General features: G+C 64.9%; 15 protein-coding genes. 8 read left to right on the forward strand and 7 right to left on the reverse strand.

What is annotated here, in order from left to right:
• The first annotated feature begins 6 nt into the window (after window positions 1-6).
• The 4 genes from kdpB to PQV96_RS09350 all read left to right on the forward strand — a co-directional run bounded on the left by kdpB (window position 7) and on the right by PQV96_RS09350 (window position 6,259).
• On the forward strand, window positions 7-2,073 hold the full coding sequence (gene kdpB, locus PQV96_RS09335; RefSeq protein WP_066694302.1) for a potassium-transporting ATPase subunit KdpB: 2,067 nt from the start codon (window positions 7-9) through the stop codon (window positions 2,071-2,073).
• A 57-nt stretch (window positions 2,074-2,130) separates the two neighbouring features.
• Window positions 2,131-2,748 carry a potassium-transporting ATPase subunit KdpC gene (gene kdpC, locus PQV96_RS09340; RefSeq protein ID WP_066694298.1) on the forward strand — a complete coding sequence of 206 codons (618 nt, stop codon included), beginning with the start codon at window positions 2,131-2,133 and terminating at the stop codon, window positions 2,746-2,748.
• Between the two features lie 67 nt (window positions 2,749-2,815).
• On the forward strand, window positions 2,816-5,530 hold the full coding sequence (locus PQV96_RS09345; protein WP_273625084.1) for a sensor histidine kinase: 2,715 nt from the start codon (window positions 2,816-2,818) through the stop codon (window positions 5,528-5,530).
• Between the two features lie 18 nt (window positions 5,531-5,548).
• Window positions 5,549-6,259: a response regulator gene (locus tag PQV96_RS09350; RefSeq protein ID WP_066694286.1), complete on the forward strand. Its 711-nt coding sequence runs from the start codon at window positions 5,549-5,551 to the stop codon at window positions 6,257-6,259.
• A gap of 12 nt (window positions 6,260-6,271) precedes the next feature.
• Here the strand turns inward: PQV96_RS09350 and rng are convergent, their stop codons facing one another.
• The 7 genes from rng to PQV96_RS09385 form a co-directional block, all read right to left on the reverse strand.
• Entirely contained in the window at window positions 6,272-7,762 is a 1,491-nt protein-coding gene (gene rng, locus PQV96_RS09355; protein WP_066786164.1) for a ribonuclease G, read from the reverse strand.
• Window positions 7,763-7,790: 28 nt separating this feature from the next.
• Window positions 7,791-8,417, reverse strand: a complete 627-nt coding sequence (locus PQV96_RS09360) for a Maf family protein (protein WP_273625085.1) — start codon at window positions 8,415-8,417, stop codon at window positions 7,791-7,793.
• Window positions 8,418-8,517: 100 nt separating this feature from the next.
• Window positions 8,518-8,985 (reverse strand): 23S rRNA (pseudouridine(1915)-N(3))-methyltransferase RlmH, encoded by a 468-nt coding sequence (gene rlmH, locus PQV96_RS09365; RefSeq protein WP_066690244.1) that lies wholly within the window; start codon window positions 8,983-8,985, stop codon window positions 8,518-8,520.
• Between the two features lie 70 nt (window positions 8,986-9,055).
• Complete coding sequence (rsfS, locus tag PQV96_RS09370; RefSeq protein WP_273625086.1) at window positions 9,056-9,913, reverse strand: ribosome silencing factor; 858 nt, start codon at window positions 9,911-9,913, stop codon at window positions 9,056-9,058.
• A gap of 239 nt (window positions 9,914-10,152) precedes the next feature.
• Window positions 10,153-11,100: an oxygen-dependent coproporphyrinogen oxidase gene (gene hemF, locus PQV96_RS09375; protein WP_273625087.1), complete on the reverse strand. Its 948-nt coding sequence runs from the start codon at window positions 11,098-11,100 to the stop codon at window positions 10,153-10,155.
• Window positions 11,100-12,380 (reverse strand): phosphoribosylamine--glycine ligase, encoded by a 1,281-nt coding sequence (gene purD / locus PQV96_RS09380; RefSeq protein WP_273625088.1) that lies wholly within the window; start codon window positions 12,378-12,380, stop codon window positions 11,100-11,102. Before purD ends, hemF begins: the two co-directional genes overlap by 1 nt.
• 104 nt (window positions 12,381-12,484) lie before the next feature.
• Window positions 12,485-13,204: a YebC/PmpR family DNA-binding transcriptional regulator gene (locus tag PQV96_RS09385; RefSeq protein WP_066690248.1), complete on the reverse strand. Its 720-nt coding sequence runs from the start codon at window positions 13,202-13,204 to the stop codon at window positions 12,485-12,487.
• Between the two features lie 79 nt (window positions 13,205-13,283).
• Here PQV96_RS09385 and PQV96_RS09390 point away from each other — a divergent pair, with 79 nt between their 5' ends.
• The 4 genes from PQV96_RS09390 (at window position 13,284) to PQV96_RS09405 (ending at window position 17,933) form a co-directional block, all read left to right on the forward strand.
• Window positions 13,284-14,822 (forward strand): helicase HerA-like domain-containing protein, encoded by a 1,539-nt coding sequence (locus tag PQV96_RS09390; RefSeq protein WP_273625089.1) that lies wholly within the window; start codon window positions 13,284-13,286, stop codon window positions 14,820-14,822.
• Window positions 14,823-15,004: 182 nt separating this feature from the next.
• On the forward strand, window positions 15,005-15,817 hold the full coding sequence (locus tag PQV96_RS09395; RefSeq protein WP_273625090.1) for a glycine-rich domain-containing protein: 813 nt from the start codon (window positions 15,005-15,007) through the stop codon (window positions 15,815-15,817).
• 179 nt (window positions 15,818-15,996) lie between these two features.
• Window positions 15,997-16,839, forward strand: a complete 843-nt coding sequence (locus tag PQV96_RS09400) for an enoyl-CoA hydratase-related protein (protein ID WP_066694523.1) — start codon at window positions 15,997-15,999, stop codon at window positions 16,837-16,839.
• A gap of 119 nt (window positions 16,840-16,958) precedes the next feature.
• Window positions 16,959-17,933, forward strand: a complete 975-nt coding sequence (locus PQV96_RS09405) for a threo-3-hydroxy-L-aspartate ammonia-lyase (protein WP_066786113.1) — start codon at window positions 16,959-16,961, stop codon at window positions 17,931-17,933.
• The last annotated feature ends 55 nt before the right edge of the window (window positions 17,934-17,988 follow it).

The following is a 17,988-nucleotide window of genomic DNA, read 5'->3' on the forward strand; positions in this document are numbered from 1 at the left end:
ATTGTGATGACTCGCAAAACATTGACACTGTTCGACCCCGCCCTGGTGCGCCCCGCGCTGCTGGAGGCATTCAAAAAGCTGGACCCGCGCGTGCAATGGCGCAACCCGGTGATGTTTGTGGTGTACGTGGGCAGCGCCTTCACCACTGCACTGGCCGCCAGCAAGCCCGAGGGCTTCACCGCCGCCGTGGCGCTGTGGCTATGGTTCACCGTGCTGTTCGCCAACTTTGCCGAGGCCATGGCCGAAGGCCGCAGCAAGGCCCAGGCGGCCTCGCTGCGTGGGCTGAAAAAGCAAACCTGGGCCAAGAAGCTCGACGGCCAGTTTGACCGCACCACCCCACGCACCGCCATGACCTGGCTGCCCCTGGAAGCCGCCCACCTGCGCAAAGGCGATGTGGTGCTGGTGGAAGCCGGTGACACCATCCCTGCCGATGGTGAGGTGATCGACGGCGTGGCCTCGGTAGATGAGAGCGCCATCACGGGCGAGTCGGCCCCGGTGATCCGCGAATCGGGCGGCGACTTCTCGGCCGTGACAGGTGGCACCCGCGTGCTGTCCGACTGGATCGTGGTGCGCGTGGCCGTGAACCCCGGCGAGACCTTTGTGGACCGCATGATCGCCATGGTGGAGAACGCCAAGCGCCACAAGACCCCCAACGAGATCGCGCTGACCATCCTGCTGGTGGCGCTGACCATCGTGTTCCTGGGCGTGGTGGTCACGCTGCTGCCCTTCTCGCTGTTCAGCGTGCAGGCCAGCGGCGCGGGCGAGCCTGTAAGCCTGGTGGTGCTGGTGGCCCTGCTGGTGTGCCTGATCCCCACCACCATTGCAGGCTTGCTCAGCGCCATTGGCGTGGCGGGCATGAGCCGCATGATGCAGGCCAATGTGATCGCCACCTCGGGCCGCGCGGTGGAGGCGGCGGGTGACGTGGACGTGCTGCTGCTGGACAAGACCGGCACCATCACCCTGGGCAACCGCCAGGCCAGCGCCTTCTTGCCATCCGCCGGGGTGCCCGAGGCCGCTCTGGCAGGCGCGGCGCAACTGGCGTCGCTCGCCGACGAAACGCCCGAAGGCCGCAGCATCGTGGTGCTTGCCAAGCAGAAGTTCAACCTGCGTGAGCGCGACCTCTCCAGCCTGCAGGCCCAGTTTGTGCCCTTCACTGCGCAAACGCGCATGAGCGGCGTGGACTTGCCCGGCCCGCGCCTGCTGCGCAAGGGTGCGGCCGATGCCATCCGCAAGCATGTGGAGGCCCTGGGCGGGCGCTTTCCTACCGCCGTGCAGACGGCGGTGGACGATGTATCGCGCCGTGGCAGCACGCCGCTGGTGGTGGCCGATGGCGCGCAGGTGCTGGGCGTGGTGGAGCTCAAAGACGTGGTCAAGGGCGGCATCAAAGAGCGCTTTGCCGAACTGCGCCGCATGGGCATCAAGACCGTGATGGTGACGGGCGACAACCGACTCACGGCCGCAGCGATCGCGGCAGAAGCCGGTGTGGACGACTTTCTGGCCGAGGCCACGCCCGAGGCCAAGCTGCAGCTCATCCGCAGCTACCAGGCCAACGGCCAGCTGGTGGCCATGACGGGCGACGGCACCAACGACGCCCCTGCTCTGGCCCAGGCCGATGTGGCCGTGGCCATGAACACCGGCACCCAGGCCGCCAAGGAGGCGGGCAACATGGTGGACCTGGACAGCAACCCCACCAAGCTCATCGAGATTGTGGAAACCGGCAAGCAGATGCTGATGACGCGCGGCTCGCTCACCACCTTCAGCATCGCCAACGACATCGCCAAGTACTTCGCCATCATCCCGGCGGCGTTCGTCACCACCTACCCGCAGCTGTCTGCCCTGAACTTCATGCACCTGGCCAGCCCCTCGTCGGCCATTCTGTCCGCCGTGGTGTTCAACGCGCTGATCATCATCTTTTTGATCCCGCTGGCCCTGAGGGGCGTGGCCTACCGCGCCGTGGGTGCAGCCGCGCTGCTGCGCCGCAACCTGGCCATCTACGGGCTGGGGGGCATGGTGGTGCCATTCATTGGCATCAAGCTGATTGACATGGTGTTGGCTGCCATGGGCGTGGCTTGATCGCCTGGAGCCCTACCCAACACCCAGCTCCCCAACTCCATCCACAAGGAAAACCGTATGCCTATCCGTATCCCCCGCGACGACTTGCCTGCCAGCACTGGCGGCCTGCTGCGCCCCGCCCTCACGCTGTTTGTCGTGCTGTCCCTCGTCACCGGTCTGCTGTACCCCCTGGCCGTGACCGGCGTGGCGCAAACCGCCTTTACGCACCAAGCCAATGGCAGCCTCATCACCCAGGGTGGCAAGGCCGTGGGCTCCGAGCTCATCGGCCAGTCATTCACCGAGCCCGGCCACTTCTGGGGCCGCCCTTCGGCCACCGCCCCCATGCCGTACAACGCATCGGCCTCGGGTGGCTCCAACCTGGGCCCCACCAACCCGGCGTTGACCGATGCCGTCAAGGCGCGCATTGAAGCCCTGCGCGCTGCCGACCCCGGCAACACACAACCCGTGCCCGTGGATCTGGTCACCGCCTCGGCCAGCGGGCTCGACCCGCACATCAGCCCCGCAGCCGCCGCCTACCAAGCCGAGCGTGTGGCCCGCGCTCGCAGCCTGCCGCTGGCACAGGTGCGGGCCCTGGTGCAACAGCACACCGAATACCCCTGGCTGGGCCTGCTGGGCGAGCCGCGTGTGAACGTGCTGGCCTTGAACCTGGCGCTCGATACGCTACCAAAACAATAGCTGCTTGCGCTTGATGAATAAGCGCTAGAGGCCAATTTGAATACAAATTGATGGATACTCTGCAGCTATGCAGGATCGCCCCGACCCCGACGCGCTGCTGCAGCGCATCCAGCAAGAGCAAGCCCAGCAGCAGCGCGGGCGGCTCAAGGTGTTCTTTGGTGCCTGCGCGGGGGTGGGCAAGACCTTTGCCATGCTGTCCGCCGCCCGGGCGGCACAAGCGCAAGGCACGCCAGTCACCATTGGCGTGGTCGAGACGCATGGCCGCGCCGACACCGACGCGCAGACCGCCCACCTGCCGCGCCTGCCGCTGCGCGCCCTGCCCTACAAAGACCGCACGCTGCCCGAATTTGACCTGGACGCTGCCCTGGCCTGGGGCGCGGAGCACCCCGAGGGCCTGGTGCTGCTGGATGAGCTGGCCCACAGCAACGCACCGGGCTCGCGCCACCCCAAGCGCTGGCAAGACGCCGAGGAACTGCTGGCCGCAGGCATCGACGTGTGGTCCACCATGAACGTGCAGCACCTGGAGAGCCTGAACGACATCGTGAGCGGCATCACCGGCATCCGCGTGTGGGAGACGGTGCCCGACCAGTTTTTTGACGCCGCCGACGAAGTGGTGGTGGTGGACCTGCCGCCCGACGAGCTGCTGGCGCGCCTGAAGGCTGGCAAGGTCTACCTGCCCCAACAGGCCGAGCGCGCGGCCGCCAACTTTTTTCGCAAAGGCAACCTGCTGGCCCTGCGCGAGCTGGCCCTGCGCCGCACCGCCGACCGGGTGGACGACGAAATGCGCGCCTACCGCCGCGCCAGTACCACCACGCCACAAGCCGTGTGGCCCAACCGCGAGGCCCTGCTGGCCTGCGTGGGCACGGGCGACAACGCCGAAAAAGTGGTGCGCAGCTGCGCCCGCCTGGCCGCCCAGCTCGACCTGCCCTGGCACGCCGTGCATGTGGAAACGCCCGAGCAGCAAGGCCAGTCGGCCACCCTGCACCCGCAGGTAGAGCGCACGCTGAAGATTGCCCAGCAACTGGGTGCCGCCGCCTGCGCCGTGCTGCCCGCCGCCCAGCCTGCGCAGGCCCTGGTGCGGTATGCGCGCGAGCACAACCTGGTGCGTGTGGTGATGGGCCGCAGCGCCCGCCGCTGGCCCTGGCAAGCCACACTGGCCGAGCAGATTGCAGAGCGCGCCAGCGACCTTGACTTGCTGCAGGTGGGCTCACCACCCAGCCGCCCCGCCCCTGCGGCGGGCAAAGCTGCCGTCGCCAAAGTCTCCCCCCATCACACTCCCTTCTGGCCCGGCTACCTTGCCGCCGCGCTGGCCTGCTGCATCGCAGCCGTCATCGCCACACCACTGGCCAACGTGCTGGAGCTGACCAACATCGTCATGCTGTTTCTGCTGGTGGTGGTGGGCGTGGCCCTGCGCTTCGGGCGCGGCCCGGCCATCATGGCAGCGTTTTTAGGCGTGGGGTTCTTTGACTTTTTCTTTGTGCCGCCCCGCTTCAACTTTGCGGTGAGCGACGCGCAGTACATCGTCACCTTTGCTGTGATGCTGGTGGTGGCCCTGGTGGTGGGCCAGCTCACCGCCGGGCTCAAGGTGCAGGCCGAGGCCGCCACCGAGCGCGAGCACCGCGTGCGCAGCCTGTACGACATGGCACGGGACCTGTCTGCCGCCCTGCTGCCCGAGCAGGTGGCCGAGATTGGCGCACGCTTTATCACGGGCGAGTTCAGCGCAGGCAGCACGCTGGTGGTGGCCGACGATGACAACCGCCTGCAGGTGCTGCCCGGTGGCACCGCCCCCGTGGACATGGCATTGGCGCAATGGGCGTTTGAGCGCGGCGAGCCCGCAGGCCGGGGCACAGACACCTTGCACTCCAGCCCCACACTGGTGGTGCCGCTCAAGGCGCCCATGCGCATCCGTGGCGTGCTGGTAGTGGCTATGCCACAAGGCCAGGTACCCGGTGTAGAACCGCGCCGCCTGTTGCAAACCTGCGCCTCGCTGCTCGCCATTTCGCTCGAACGCATCCACTACATCGATGTGGCGCAAAAAAGCACGGTACAAATCGAGTCCGAGCGGCTGCGCAACTCGCTGCTCTCGGCCATCTCGCACGATTTGCGCACGCCGCTGGCCTCACTGGTCGGCCTGGCCGAATCACTGGCCATGGTGCAGCCGCCCCTGCCTGCCCATCAACAAGAGCTGACCGGCGCGATCCAGCAATCCGCCCAACGCATGAGCGCACTGGTCAACAACCTGCTGGACATGGCCCGCCTGGAGGCTGGGGCCGTACAACTCAACAAGACCTGGCAGCCGCTGGAAGAAGTGGTGGGCAGCGCCCTGGCCGCCAGCGCACCGGCCATAGCAACGCACCGGGTCGAGGTGACGCTGCCCGACAACCTTCCGCTGCTGCAAATCGACACTGTGCTGATGGAACGCGTGCTGGTCAACCTGCTGGAAAACGCCGCTAAGTACACACCCGCAGACACCACCCTCCACATCAGCGCGCAGCCCCAAAGCGACGCGGTGGCACTGACCCTCACCGACGAAGGCCCCGGCCTGCCCAAAGGCCGCGAAGAGCTGCTGTTTGAAAAGTTCGAGCGCGGCGCCCGCGAAAGCGCCACGCCCGGTGTGGGCCTGGGGCTGGCGATTTGCCGCGCCATCGTGCAGGCGCATGGCGGCAGCATCCGGGGCGATACGATCCACAACGTACAGGGCCAGCCTGCAGGTGCGCGCTTTACGCTGCTGCTGCCACGCGGCACACCGCCCACCGACTTGGGCGATGACACCGACGCCTGACACCCTTGCATCCATGCCATGACCGACCTGCCCACGCACATCCTCATTGTTGAAGACGAAGCCGATATTCGCCGCTTTGTGCGCCTGACGCTGGAGACCGAAGGCCACACCGTGCACGAGGCCGCCACCCTGCAGCGCGGCTTGATCGAGGCCGGTACCCGCCGCCCCGACCTGGTGGTGCTGGACCTGGGTCTGCCCGACGGGGATGGCGTGGACTTGATCCGAGACCTGCGCACCTGGTCGGCCATGCCCATCATCGTGCTCTCGGCCCGCAGCGCCGAAGCCAGCAAGATCGCCGCGCTGGACGCGGGGGCCGACGACTACCTGGTCAAGCCCTTTGGCTCGGGCGAGCTGATGGCCCGGGTGCGCGCCCAGCTGCGGCGCAGCCAGCGGGCACCTGGCGCTGAGGCCTCGCCCGTGATCCAGTTCGGGCCCATCTCCATAGACCTGGCCCGCCGCACGGTAGAGCGTCGCACCTCAGAGGATGGCAGCGAAACCCTGCACCTCACGCCCATCGAATACAAGCTGCTCACCCACCTGGCCTCCCAGCCCGACCGCGTCATCACCCACGCCCAGCTACTCAAGGCCGTATGGGGCCCAGGCCATGCCGAGGACACCCACTACGTGCGCGTGCACATGGCCAACCTGCGCAAGAAGGTGGAGGACAACGCATCCATGCCCCGGCATTTGCGGACCGAGGCGGGTATCGGGTATCGGTTTGTGCCGTGAAATGGGCGGTATCTACAGCAGCACAATGTCGTACTGCTCTTGCCCCATGGCGCTTTCCGCCTGCAGGGAAATGGGTTTGCCGATGAAGTCCGACAGGCCCGCCAAGTGCTGGCTTTCCTCGTCCAGAAACAGCTCCACCACCCGGGCAGAGGCCACCACGCGAAACTCGCGCGGGTTGAACTGGCGGGCCTCGCGCAAGATTTCGCGCAGGATGTCGTAACACACGCTGCGCGCCGTCTTCACGCTGCCTTTGCCCTGGCAGGCTTCGCAGGGCTCGCACAGCATGTGGGCCAAAGATTCACGGGTGCGCTTGCGCGTCATCTCTACCAGGCCCAGTTGCGAGAAAGTGCCGGACGACATGGTCTTGACCCGGTCGCGCGCCAGTTGCTTCTTAAACTCCGACAGCACGGCCTGCTGGTGGTCTTCACGCACCATGTCGATGAAGTCCACGATGATGATGCCGCCCAGGTTGCGCAAGCGCAGCTGGCGGGCGATGGCCTGGGCGGCTTCCAGGTTGGTCTTGAAGATCGTGTCGTCAAAATTGCGCGCACCCACGTAGCCGCCTGTGTTCACGTCGATGGTGGTCAGCGCCTCGGTCTGGTCCACGATGAGGTAGCCGCCCGATTTCAGCTCCACCCGCCGCCCCAGCGCCTTGGCCACTTCTTCGTCAATCGAATACAGGTCAAAGATCGGGCGCTCGCCTTTGTAGTGCTGCAGCTTGCCCGCAGCCGCCGGCATGAACTCCTGCCCAAAGGCACGCAGCCGGTGAAACTGCTCCATCGAATCGAGCCGGATGGTCTGCGTATGGTCGCTCACCAGGTCGCGCAACACGCGCTGCAGCAAGTCCAGGTCCTGGTGCAGCAACGACCCTGCCGGCAGCTTGACGGAAGCCTCCTTGATGCGCGCCCAGGTCTTGCGCAGGTAGGCAATGTCTTCGGCCAGCTCGGCATCGGTCGAGTCTTCTCCGTTGGTGCGCAAAATGAAGCCACCGCCGCCGCCCGCGGATTTATCGCCCACCAGCGCCTGTAGCCGTGCCCGCAGCGCATCACGCTCGGCCGGGGGAATCTTCTGCGACACGCCCACATGGTCGTCCTGCGGCAAAAACACCAGCAGGCGGCCTGCAATGCTGATCTGCGTGGACAGGCGCGCACCCTTGGTGCCAATGGGGTCCTTGATGACCTGCACCATCAGCGACTGGCCTTCAAACACCTGCTTTTCAATGGGTAATTGCGGCTCGGTCTTGCGGGCAAAGGCGGGTGGCTCCCCATCAGGCTGGCGGTGCCACACATCGGCCACATGCAAAAAAGCCGCACGCTCCAGCCCGATGTCGATGAACGCCGACTGCATGCCCGGCAGCACGCGCGAAACCTTGCCCAGGTACACGTTGCCCACCAGCCCACGCTCCAGCGTGCGCTCGATATGCAGCTCCTGCACCGCCCCGTGTTCCACGACGGCCACGCGGGTTTCCTGGGGCGACCAGTTGATCAGAATGTCTTGTTGGATAGCGGCCATGGCAGATATGCGTTGAATCTCACACAGAGAAGCCGATGGCACGCAGCAACTGGGCTGTCTCGTACATCGGCAGGCCCATGATGCCCGAATAGCTGCCATGCAGCACCGGAATGAACGCGGCCGCGCGCCCCTGAATGCCGTACGCCCCCGCCTTGCCCATGGGCTCGCCAGTGGCCACATAGGCGGCGATCTGCTCAGCCGTGAGCGGCGCAAATGTCACTTCCGACACCGAAAGCGCCTGCAGCCGTTGTGCACCCGCGCCAGCACCCACCTGGATGGCCACTGCGGTTAGCACCCGGTGGGTTTGACCCGCCAGCTCGGCCAGCATGCGCTGGGCATGCAGGGCGTCGTCCGGCTTGCCGTAGATGGTGCTCCCGAGGGCCACCGTGGTGTCTGAACACAAGATGGGGGCCACTGGCAGCCCACGCCGAGCGCACCGCGCCACAGCCGCGTCGAGCTTCAGGCCGGTGACGCGGGCTACGTAGTCGTCCGGGCTTTCGCCGGGCAGCACGGCTTCGATGCCTTCGGCGTCTTCGGCGACATCCCCATCCACATTGGGCAGCAGCAATTCATTGCGCACGCCCAGCTGCTCCAGCAACTGGCGACGGCGCGGGCTTTGGGAGGCAAGGTAGATGAAGTCAGGCATGAAGGGATTTTGAAGAAAATCGGCTCCAGCGCTTATCCATCAAGCGCTAGTAGCTATCAATAGTAGAGCAAATGACGGGCCACTGCAGGGCATGGGCAAGTCACTCACGGTGATAGGGGTGCCCTGCGTTCACCGACCAGGCCCGGTACAGCTGTTCAATCAGTAGCACGCGCACCATGGCATGGGGCAGTGTCAGGTCTGACAGGCGAATGCGCTCGTGCGCCGCCTGGCGAAAGGCCGGATCCAGGCCATCAGGCCCGCCGATGACCAAAGCCACATCATCGCCGCCCAGTTGCCAGCCTTTGAGCCGGTCGGCCAGGGCCTTGGTGGTGAGGTTGGTGCCACGCTCATCCAGCGCCACCACGCGGGTGCCGCGGGGAATGGCGGCCTCGATGCGCTCGCGTTCAGCGGCGTACAAGGTCTCCAGCGTCTTGGAGCCGCGCGGCTCGGTTTTGACGGCTTTGAGCTCGACCTTGAGTTCCGGCGGAAAACGCTTGGCGTAGTCGTCGTAGGCAGTTTGCGCCCAGTCGGGCACCCGCTGCCCCACGGCAACAATCAGCAGCTTCATGGGTCAACCTGAATGTGTGAGATGCCAACGCACTGCGCACCCACGCGGTGGGTACGCAGCGGCAGTGCCATCAGCCCTTGCGGGCCGGTGCCTTCTTGGCAGCGGGCTTGGCCGCAGCCTTGGGGGCAGCTTTGGCAGCAGGCTTGGCGGCTGCGCGTGCTGGAGTCTTGGCGGCAGGAGACTTCTTGGCTGCAGGCTTCTTGGCGCCAACCGGCTTGACGACCACGGTCTTCACGGGAGTCTTGGCGGCTGCGGGCTTCTTGGCGGCGGCAGTGCCAGCGGTTTTGCTGGCAGGTTTGGCGGCGGTGGTTTTCGCAGCCGGTTTGGCCGCCGCAGTTTTTGCGGGTGCAGCCTTGGGGGCTGCTTTGGCAGCAGTCTTTGCCACAGCCTTCACCGTGGCCTTGCCAGAGCGGGCGGGTGCCGAAGGGGCAGCGGCCGCTTTTTTGGCCGGAGCCTTCTTGGCTGCAGTCTTCGCATCCGACTTGGCGGCCTTCTGGGCAGACTTTTTGTCAGCCAGATCGGCGGCAGCCGTCGAAGACGGCTTGGCGGCACCCAGCTTCAAGCGCACTGGCGTGTCACCCCACAGCTCTTCCAGGCGGTAGTACTGGCGAATGGCGGGCTGCATGATGTGCGCCACGGCCGAGCCGCAGTCCACAATGATCCACTCGCCGTTGTCTTCGCCTTCAATCCGCGGCTTGGGAAAGCCTGCTTCCTTGACGGCATCGCGCACGCTGGAAGCCAGCGCTTTGGTCTGGCGGTTGGAGGTGCCCGATGCCACGATCACCCGTTCAAACAGCGGCGACAGATGCTCTGTGTTGAAGACCTGGATGTCTTGCGCCTTCACGTCTTCCAGGCCATCAACGATGGCTCGCTGGAGTTTGGTAACGTCTTTTTTGGCCGCGGTTTCCGATTTGGTGGATGTGGTCATCAGGCAGTGAAATAGATAGGAATGGAATCAATATAGCGCGCAACGCGGCGCACAGCCAGAGGGGCTACGCCTTGGGTGTTGCGCACGGGCGCAGAGGCGTTTTACGGTGTTTTTGGCCTCTTGCGCTCATGAATCAAGCGCTGCCAGCTATTGAAATTATAGCTTTTGGGCCTTTGGGGGTGGCAAGGGCTGGCTGGCAACTGCCCCCAGCCCTTGTGTTTAGTGGTGTCGCGTGGCGCTTACAGCCATTCGCGCCGCACCAGAAACTGCTGCATCAGTGCGGCCTCAGGCGAGCCTGGTTCGGCAGAACGCTGGTACGACCAGGACACCAGCGGCGGCATGGACAGCAGGATCGATTCGGTGCGCCCACCCGACTGCAGGCCGAAGTGCGTGCCCCGGTCCCACACCAGATTGAACTCGACATAGCGGCCCCGGCGGTAGAGCTGGAAGTCGCGTTCGCGTTCGCCGTAAGGCGTGGCCTGGCGGCGCTCAACGATGGGCAGGTATGCGCTCAAAAAGGCATCGCCCACCGATTGCGTCATGGCCAGGCTTTGCTCAAAGCCCAGTTCTGAAAAATCGTCGAAGAACACACCGCCCACGCCGCGCTGCTCGTTTCGGTGTTTCAGGAAAAAATATTCGTCGCACCATTGTTTGAAGCGCGGGTATTTGTCTTCGCCAAAGGGCGCCAGCGCGTCGCGGCATGTGCGGTGGAAATGCACGGCGTCTTCCTCAAAGCCGTAATACGGCGTGAGGTCCATGCCGCCACCAAACCAGCAAGTAGGAGCCTGACCAGGGTGCCCGGCGGCAATCATGCGCACGTTCATGTGCACCGTGGGCGCGTAGGGGTTGCGCGGGTGGAACACCAGCGACACGCCCATGGCCTCAAACGGCGCACCTGCCAGCTCAGGCCGGTGCTGCGTGGCCGAAGGCGGCAGCTGTGGGCCACGCACATGGCTGAAGCCACAGCCCGCGCGCTCAAACACCTGGCCACCTTCCATGATTTTGGTGATGCCATCGCCCTGCAGCGGCTCGCCGGGCGGTTTGCTCCAGGCATCGGCCAGGAAGCGGGCACCGCCCTCGCCTTCCACAGCCTCCAGCGCGTCGGTGATACGGGCCTGCAGGCCTACCAGGTAGCCGCGCACGCGGGCCACGGTGTCTGCCGTGTTCAGAACTTGTGCTTCAGCCATCAGTTTTTGATGGCCCGGAAGCCAATGTCACGGCGGTACTGCGCACCTTCGAAGTGAATGCCGCGCGCCACGTCGTAAGCACGCTGCTGCGCCTGCTTGACGCTGTCGGCCAGCACGGTCACGCACAGCACACGGCCGCCCGTCACGCTGACCACGCCGTCTTTTAACTGCGTGCCGGCGTGGAACACCACCGCATCGCCCGCCTCGGCGGGCAGGCCGGTGATGGGGTCGCCCTTGCGCGGGCTTTCGGGGTAGCCGTGGGCGGCCATCACCACGCCCAGCGCGGTGCGGCGATCCCACTGCAGCTCGATCTGGTCGAGCTTGCCGTCCACCGCTGCGCCCAGCACGTCCACCAGATCGCTCTTGAGGCGCATGAGGATGGGTTGTGTTTCGGGGTCGCCCATGCGGCAGTTGAATTCGAGCGTCTTGGGATGGCCCTTGGCGTCGATCATCAGGCCGGCGTACAGGAAGCCGGTGTAGGGAATACCGTCTTTTTCCATGCCGCGAATGGTGGGCAGGATGATCTCGCGCATGGCGCGGGCGTGCACATCGGCAGTGACCACGGGCGCGGGCGAATACGCGCCCATGCCGCCAGTGTTGGGACCTTCGTCGCCGTCTTTCAGGCGCTTGTGGTCCTGGCTGGTGGCCAGTGCCAGCACGTTCTTGCCATCGCACAGCACGATGAAGCTGGCTTCTTCGCCTTCCAGGAACTGCTCGATCACCACGCGCGCACCGCCTTCGTTGTGCGTCACGCCGTATTTGTTGTCCACCAGCATAAAGTCCACAGCATCGTGGGCTTCCTGCAGCGTCATCGCCACGACCACGCCCTTGCCCGCCGCCAAGCCGTCGGCCTTGATGACGATGGGCGCGCCCAGGCGGTCAATGAAGGCGTGGGCTGCAGCGGGGTCGGTAAAGGTGTCGTAATCGGCCGTGGGAATGCCGTGGCGGCGCATGAAGGCCTTGCTGAACGCCTTGGAGCTTTCCAGCTGCGCGGCAGCCTTGGTGGGGCCAAAGATACGCAGGCCGTTGGCGCGAAACTCGTCCACCACCCCTGCAGCCAGCGGGGCTTCTGGGCCAACCACCGTGAGGGCGATCTTCTCGGCCTGGGCCCAGACGCGCAGTTCACGCACGTCAGAAATGGCCACGTTTTCGAGCTTGGGGTTGAGCGCCGTGCCGCCATTGCCTGGGGCCACGTACACCTTCGTCACCTTGGGCGACTGGCTCAGCTTCCAGGCCATTGCGTGTTCACGGCCGCCGCCACCAATCACGAGTACTTTCATAGGAACCTTTGGTGAGTCCTGCAGGCGCTTTTTTAGACGCCACCCGAGGAACTCAGAGAAATATCAGTCGAAAAACCTGCTCGCGCAAGAAAAAAGCCGCCGGATCAGAGCGCTGCGTTGTGATAGACCTCCTGGGCGTCGTCCAGGTCTTCCAGCACATCCAGCAGCTTTTGCATCTTGGCGGCATCGTCGCCCGTCAGCTCAATCGTGTTCTCGGGCCGCATGGTCACGCCAGCCACTTCGGGCGTCAGGCCCGCAGCTTCCAGGGCGTTCTTCACGGCTTCAAATTCAGCCGGGCTGGTCAATACCTCCACCGCACCGTCTTCATCGGTGATGACATCGTCTGCGCCCGCTTCCAGCGCCACTTCCATCACCTTGTCTTCGCTCGTGCCAGGTGCAAAAATCAGCTGGCCACAGTGCTTGAACTGGAACACCACCGAACCTTCGGTGCCCATGCTGCCACCGTGCTTGCTGAACGCGTGGCGCACCTCGGCCACGGTGCGCACGCGGTTGTCGGTCATGGTGTCGATGATGATGGCTGCGCCACCGATGCCGTAGCCTTCGTAGCGGATTTCTTCATAGGTCAGGCCTTCGGCGTTGCCAGTGGCCTTGTCGATGTTGTACTTGATGCGGTCGGCGGGCATGTTGGCCGCCTTGGCCTTATCCACCGCCAGGCGCAGGCGGGGGTTGGCAGACAGGTCGCCGCCACCGGCGCGGGCTGCCACAGTGATTTCACGAATGATGCGGGTCCAGATCTTGCCGCGTTTTTCATCCTGGCGCCCTTTGCGGTGCTGGATATTCGCCCATTTACTGTGTCCTGCCACGAGAGATCCTTTGGTATTGATTTAATCTAGCCCGCTGATTTTACTTTTTGCCAGACACCGTACCCCGAGGAAACCCCAAATGGCTGACCCCATGCTGATCGCCAAACACGCCGCCACCGAATGCCACCTGTTGCCGGGCCTGGCCAACCGCCACGGCCTCATCACCGGCGCCACGGGTACAGGCAAAACCGTGACCCTGCAGACCCTGGCAGAAAACTTCTCGCGCATCGGGGTGCCTGTGTTCATGGCCGACATCAAAGGCGACCTGACGGGCGCCAGCCAGCCCGGCAAGATCGGTGACAAGCTGGCAGGCGTGCTCAAAGAGCGCGGGCTCGACTTGCCCACGCCCCAAGCCTGCCCCACCACGCTGTGGGACGTGTTTGGCGAGCAAGGCCACCCGGTGCGCGCCACCATCTCGGACATGGGCCCGCTTCTACTGGGGCGCATGCTCAATCTCAACGAGACCCAGCTGGGCGTGCTGAACCTGGTGTTCAAGATTGCCGACGACAACGGCCTGCTGCTGCTGGACCTGAAAGACCTGCGGGCCATGCTGCAGTACGTAGGCGACAACGCCAAGGATTTCACCACCGAGTACGGCAACATCAGCTCGGCCAGCGTGGGGGCCATCCAGCGCGGCCTGCTGCAAATCGAGCAGCAAGGCGGCGACAAGTTCTTTGGCGAGCCCATGCTCAACATCCAGGATTTCATGCAGACGGTGGACGGCCAAGGCGTCATCAACATCCTGGCGGCCGACAAGCTCATGAATTCGCCGCGCCTGTACGCCACCTTTTTGCTGTGGATGCTGTCCGAGCTGTTCGAAACCCTCCCCGAAATTGGCGACCCTGAAAAGCCCAAGCTGGTCTTCTTCTTCGACGAGGCCCACCTGCTGTTCAACGAGGTGCCCAAGGTGCTCATCGAGCGCATCGAACTGGTGGTGCGCCTGGTGCGCTCCAAGGGCGTGGGCGTATATTTCGTCACGCAGAACCCGCTCGACATCCCTGACAGCGTACTGGCCCAGCTGGGCAACCGCGTGCAGCACGCGCTGCGGGCCTTCACTCCGCGCGACCAGAAGGCAGTGAAGGCCACCGCCACCACCATGCGCCAAAAGCCTGGGCTGGACATCGAAACCGCCATCACCGAACTGGCCGTGGGCGAAGCCCTGGTGAGCTTTCTGGACGCCAAGGGCCGACCCAGCGTGACAGAGCGCGTCTTTGTGCTGCCCCCCGCCAGCCAATTGGGCCCCATCACCCCGCAGCAGCGCCAGGCCCTGATGGCCAATTCTCTGGTCGCGGGCGTGTATGAAAAGGTGGTGGACCGCGAGTCGGCCTACGAAAAGCTCAAGGGCCGCGCCGCCGAAGCCGGCGGGCAGGCGGGTAACTCAGCGGGCGGAGGCAACGGCAAGGTGGCCACCGGTGCGCCCGCCGAAGAAGGCGGCGGCCTGCTGGGCGGGCTGAACGACGTGCTGTTTGGCAGCACCGGGCCGCGCGGCGGCAAACGTGACGGCCTGGCGCAGACCATGGCCAAGTCCGCCGTGCGCACCATGGGCACCACGATCGGAAAGGAGATTTTGCGTGGCGTGCTGGGCAGCATTTTTGGCGGGGGCAGCAAGCGCCGTTGACACCGACGGCATGGCGCCCGGCGCCATCAACCGGTGCGTCTCCCGCCCCCGGCGGCTTGCCTCCCCTGCCAAAGCGCATCTCACAGCGCCTGTGACGGTTTGACGACACCCTGCAAGTCGTCACAAATCAGTCACATGGCTGCCGTGAAATCGCCACACAACAACAAAAAGAAGGAGGGACGATGACACGAATTGAAAACGTTCTGCTGCGCTGGGGCGGCAAGGTCATGCTGCTGGCCATTGGGGTGTGGGTGGCAGCCATCCTCGGGATCTTTGCAGGCGCCTGGCGCCTGCGCTGGCCTTGGGTCCTGTACTTCATTGCCACCGTGATATTCACGGCGCTGGTGATCCAGTGGACCAACGCGGTGCGCCAGCGCTACATCCGCGAGGCTCCCCTGCCCCGCTTTCTGCAGCGCAAGCTGCGCGAGACCGATCCCCACCTGAGCACCCGCGACTGTGAGCTGGTTGAACGCGGCCTGCGCCAGTTCTTCATGGCCTGCCTGCGCAGCAACCAGCAGTTTGTGGCCATGCCCTCCAAGGCGGTCGATGCGCTGTGGCACGAATTCATCCTGCACACGCAGGCGTACAAACTGTGGTGCCAGAACGCACTGGGTTTCTTCTTGCACCACACACCCGCCGAGGCGCTGGGCCACAAGGCGCGCCACAACGACGGCCTGCGCCGCTGCTGGTACTGGGTGTGCAAGGAAGAGTCCATCGACCCCAAGGCGCCCAGCCGCCTGCCGCTGCTGTTTGCACTGGACGCCAAGTTCGCGATTGCCGGGGGCTTCAGCTACGTGCCCGATTGCTCCGACATCGCGCGCAAGAGCGACGCCGGAGGCAGCGGCGGCGACAGCTACTGCGGCACCAGTTTTTCGGACGGCAGCTACAGCGGCAGCTCGGGCGACTTTGGCGGCGCCGAGAGTTCGGATGCCGGCAGTGACGGCGGCGGGGATGGCGGGGGCGACGGCGGCGGTTGTGGTGGCGGCGGGGACTGAGCGCCTGGTCCACCCACCCAACCGCCCCCGCTGGCGGCACAAAGCCAGCCCCAATCACTCTCTTTTTGATAGCTAACGAGGCTTGATGCACTGGCGCTTACAGCCAAAATTACCTGAAATCACGCCCAGTCACCCAGGCGACGACTGCGCCTGTGCCCACCGGTCTACAGTGGCACCCCATGAACACCCTCACCTGCTTTTCCCTCAGCATCACTGACCACGTGGCCCATCTGGTTCTGAACAGACCCGAGGCCATGAACACCATGCACCCCACCTTCTGGCGCGAGCTGGACACGGTGCTGGCCCAGCTGCACCAGGCGGGCGAGGCGCGGGCGCTGGTCATCAGCAGCACCGGCAAACATTTCAGCGCAGGCATGGCACTGGAGACCTTTGGCGGCGCCATCACTATGGACGACCAGAGCCCCGAGGGCCGGGCCGCCATCTTCGACCTGCTGACCGACATGCAGGCCACCTTCACGCGGCTGGAAAACCTGCGCATTCCCGTCATTGCAGCCATCCACGGCGGCTGCATCGGCGGTGCGGTGGATATGGTGACGGCTGCCTGCATCCGTTACGCCACACAAGATGCGTTCTTCTGCATCCAGGAGATCAACATCGGCATGGTGGCTGACGTGGGCACCCTGCAGCGCCTGCCCAAGCTCATTCCGCTGGGCATCGTCAAAGAACTGGCCTACACCGGGCGACGCCTGGGCGCGGCCAAGGCGCTCGGTTATGGCCTGGTCAACGAAGTATTTGATACGCAAGAAGCCATGGTGGCTGCGGCCCTGCAATGCGCACAAGAGATTGCCAGCAAGCCGCCCATCGCCATCTGGGGCACCAAACAAGCCATCCACTACGCCCGCGACCATTCGGTGGAAGACAGCCTGCGCCAAATGGGTTGGCTGCAGGGCGCCATCTGGAGCAACCAGCATGTGCGCGAATCTGTCACTGCCATGAAGCAAAAGCGCGCAGGTGACTTCCCCGCACTCACGCCGCTGCAACGCTTTGCAGATCTGGGCTGACGCAAAACAGCAGGCCACACAGAGACACTACGAGCGAAGCGGCCCCTGGGCCGCTTTTGCGTTGAGGCATGGCAGTGCCTATGATGCAAGGCATTTCCTGATTGATTGCGGAGCCTTTCATGAACCCAGCCGCCCTGCCTGCACCCACCTTTGATGACCTGCGTGCGGCGGCGCAGCGGCTGCAAGGCATTGCGCACCGCACGCCCGTGCTGCGTTCCACCAGCGCCGACGAGAGCACCGGGGCGCAAGTGTTTTTCAAGTGTGAGAACCTGCAGCGCACGGGGGCGTTCAAGTTCCGCGGCGCCTACAACACGCTGGCCCAGTTCACTCCTGAGCAGCGCGAGCGTGGCGTGCTGGCCTTTTCTGCGGGCAACCACGCACAGGCCATTGCGCTTTCGGCACGCCTGCTTGACATGCCTGCCGTGATCGTGATGCCGGAAGACGCCCCCGCGACCAAGATGGCTGCCACGCGCGAATACGGCGCGCAAGTGGTGACCTACAACCGCTACACCGAAGACCGCGAAGCCATCAGCCGCCGCTTGGCGCAAGAACGCGGCATGACGCTGGTGCCGCCGTTTGACCACCCGCACGTGATCGCGGGCCAGGGCACGGCCGCCATGGAACTGCTGGAAGAAGTGCCAGGGCTGGATTACCTGTTCGTCTGCGTGGGCGGTGGCGGCCTGCTGGCGGGCAGCACGTTGGCCGCGCAGGCTATGGCGCCGGGGTGCCGCCTGGTGGGCGTGGAGCCTGAAGCGGGCAATGACGGCCAGCAGTCGTTCAAGGCCGGGCACATCGTGCAGATACCCACACCCCACACCATTGCCGACGGCGCGCAAACACAGGCACTGGGCCAGCTCACCTTCCCCATCATTGCCCAAGGCGTGGAAGACATGGTGACCGCGACCGACGAGCAACTGGTGCAGGCGCTGCGGTTTTTTGCCGAGCGCATGAAGATCGTGGTGGAGCCCACGGGTGCGCTGGCATTTGCCGGCGCACGCAATGGCAGTGTGGATGTGCGTGGCAAGCGGGTGGGCGTGCTCATCAGCGGTGGCAATGTGGACTTGCCGCGCTATGCACGCTTTCTTGCAGAGTGAAGGCCCGCCTTTTGCACTGCGACTTTTACCGGTTGGTGGAAAATACCGATTGTTT

The sequence above is a fragment of the Acidovorax temperans genome (genome assembly GCF_028596105.1).
Classification (GTDB): Bacteria; Pseudomonadota; Gammaproteobacteria; order Burkholderiales; family Burkholderiaceae_C; genus Acidovorax; species Acidovorax temperans.